Genomic DNA, 1,948 nt, shown 5'->3' with positions numbered 1-1,948 from the left:
AGCGCCAAGAATGGTCATGCCATCTGCTGGAACCGCTCCATCTCCTCGGACCGCCGCGTATGGGTCGGCAAAAGGCCGGACACCTTGGCAAGGATCGGCAGCAGCGCCGCAGGCGAGCCGGCACGGGCAAGAAGCGCACGGCCGAACTTCCGCAGGAACAGGACCAGCGCTGCCTCGCCCGCTTCATAGGCCAGCTTCCAGTCCCAGGCGCCGGTCGCGTCAGAGCCGCCAAAGACGCGCTCCATCTCAACGCGCAGGCGCAGCGCGTCGATCTGGAAACCTTGCGCCAGGTCAGGCTGCAGCGCCTCGGCCACGCTCAGGATCGCAGCGGCCGTGTCGAGGGACGGGATGGGGGCAACAGACGCAAGTGCGCGCTCGGTCGCAAAATGGGCGAGATGGGTCATCGGGAAACTCCGGAATGAGGAACAGGATCAGGCCCGGACACCCTCTTTCGGGCACCCTCAGGCCTGACCTTCCCCGGCCATCCTCTTCCTCTCAAAGCCCATGATTTCCGCAGGCGGCTTGCTTTTGTTCCTGTTATGTTCTATTTTGAAAGCCACGCTATGAAGGGAGATCCCCGATGGAAAGCACCGCTTACGCCCTGCCCGCGACGCCAAAGCAGATCGCCTATGCGCGGTCGCTGGCCCTGCGCAACCAAACGCTTTTGCCATGGGAGGTTCAGCAAGATCGGCGCTCCTTGAGCGCCTGGATCGACGCACAAGCCAAACTGAACCCGGGCGCGCAGGACAGCCGCCCGACATCAAAGCAGGTCGCCTTTGCCGAGCGTCTCGCCCGGATCAAACGCCGCGCCGTCCCGGATGAGTGTTTCCGCGACAAAGGGCTGATGTCGAAGTGGATCGATGGGAACAAGTAAAGCTGGGCAGACCCTGCGGTGATCGAGACTACTTCAGCCGACTAACAACCGATGCCCCGCCCGATCTGGCAAGCGCGATGAGGCTGGACTGGATCCTGGATGTGAAGACGGAACTGAACGTGCCGATGGGCGTGCGGTCCTCCCAGACATAGGACCGCTCCAGAATATCCGTGTTGATCTCGTCCAGCATGACCCATTTGCGGACATGGGTTTCCAACCCCACGCGCTGCGACTCGATCTGTGGCACCTCGATGAACTTGCGCGAGGGCAAGGGCGGCTGCGTCGTGACCGGCAGGATGAACACCACGGTCTCGTTATCGGACTTGGCGACAGTGACGGCGATACAGACCGGTCGCGTCTTGCGGCCCTCGGTCTCACCCGCCATCTGCTCGCGTTTCCACAGGAACGGATAGCGGAAAACCTCTCCCGCGCTCGGCTTAGTCATCCGCCCGCGTCAAGTCCCGCTCGAGCCCTTCTATCATAAGCGCCTTGAGATCCTCTGGCATCTCGTCGATCATGTGAGCCTGTTGCGTGGCCCCCCGCGCGAGCTGCTGGTACTGATCCATGCTCATCAGCACGAATTTCGGCTTGCGGTGCTTGGTGATCGCAATCGGCGACCGAATGGCCGCGTCGAACAGGTCACTTGTGTGCCGCGTCAGGTCGGCCGCCTTGAACTCGGGAAGCTCATGCATGATCGGGGTCTCCATTTGTGCAGAATATACATACATTCTGGATATTCTGCAAGAGATAGGTTGAGCCCTCCCATGTGTCATCCGAACCGCCGCCCCCCTGCGGTGAAGGTGTACTCGTTGACGATGATCCCCTCCTCTATGGTCTCGTCCGAGGTCAGGTGGTCGTATTCAGCCTCAAGCTGGCGGTAGAGCCAGCGGGCAAGGTCGCGCAGCGCCTCGGTCACGATCTCTTCCGCGTCTTCGGTCGGCGGCTGCGAGGTCGGGCTGTCCCGCGTGACGTCAACGGCCATGGTATATTCGTGGTAGTACCGCCCACGGTGGCTGACCTCAGCGGCGATCTGGTAGAAATTCCGCCGCTGGATGGCCTGCAGCCAGTCGGCGA

3 protein-coding genes and 2 pseudogenes are annotated in these 1,948 nt (G+C 62.0%); 1 reads left to right on the top strand and 4 read right to left on the bottom strand.

Annotated features, from left to right (window positions below; genetic code table 11):
- Positions 1–17 precede the first annotated feature (17 nt).
- Positions 18–404, bottom strand: a pseudogene (locus A8B82_RS21205) (hypothetical protein); the annotation flags it as partial.
- 176 nt (positions 405–580) lie between these two features.
- On the opposite strand from A8B82_RS21205, the gene A8B82_RS21200 reads away from it, so the two are divergent.
- Complete coding sequence (locus A8B82_RS21200) at positions 581–874, top strand: hypothetical protein (RefSeq protein WP_067297111.1); 294 nt, start codon at positions 581–583, stop codon at positions 872–874.
- Positions 875–902: 28 nt separating this feature from the next.
- Here the strand turns inward: A8B82_RS21200 and A8B82_RS21195 are convergent, their stop codons facing one another.
- From A8B82_RS21195 to A8B82_RS21185, 3 genes and pseudogenes are all read right to left on the bottom strand, one after another.
- The gene (locus A8B82_RS21195; protein WP_235604766.1) at positions 903–1,319 is read right to left on the bottom strand and encodes a hypothetical protein; all 417 of its coding nucleotides are present in this window, start codon (positions 1,317–1,319) and stop codon (positions 903–905) included.
- The gene (locus tag A8B82_RS21190) at positions 1,312–1,566 is read right to left on the bottom strand and encodes a type II toxin-antitoxin system prevent-host-death family antitoxin (protein WP_235604765.1); all 255 of its coding nucleotides are present in this window, start codon (positions 1,564–1,566) and stop codon (positions 1,312–1,314) included. Before A8B82_RS21190 ends, A8B82_RS21195 begins: the two co-directional genes overlap by 8 nt.
- Positions 1,567–1,643: 77 nt before the next feature.
- Positions 1,644–1,948: pseudogene (locus A8B82_RS21185) on the bottom strand (antitoxin of toxin-antitoxin stability system); the annotation flags it as partial.

It is taken from the genome of Sulfitobacter sp. EhC04, from assembly GCF_001650875.1.
GTDB lineage: Bacteria > Pseudomonadota > Alphaproteobacteria > Rhodobacterales > Rhodobacteraceae > Sulfitobacter.
Note: the sequence above shows the minus strand (reverse complement) of the source record. Positions and strands in the feature narration are given on the sequence as shown.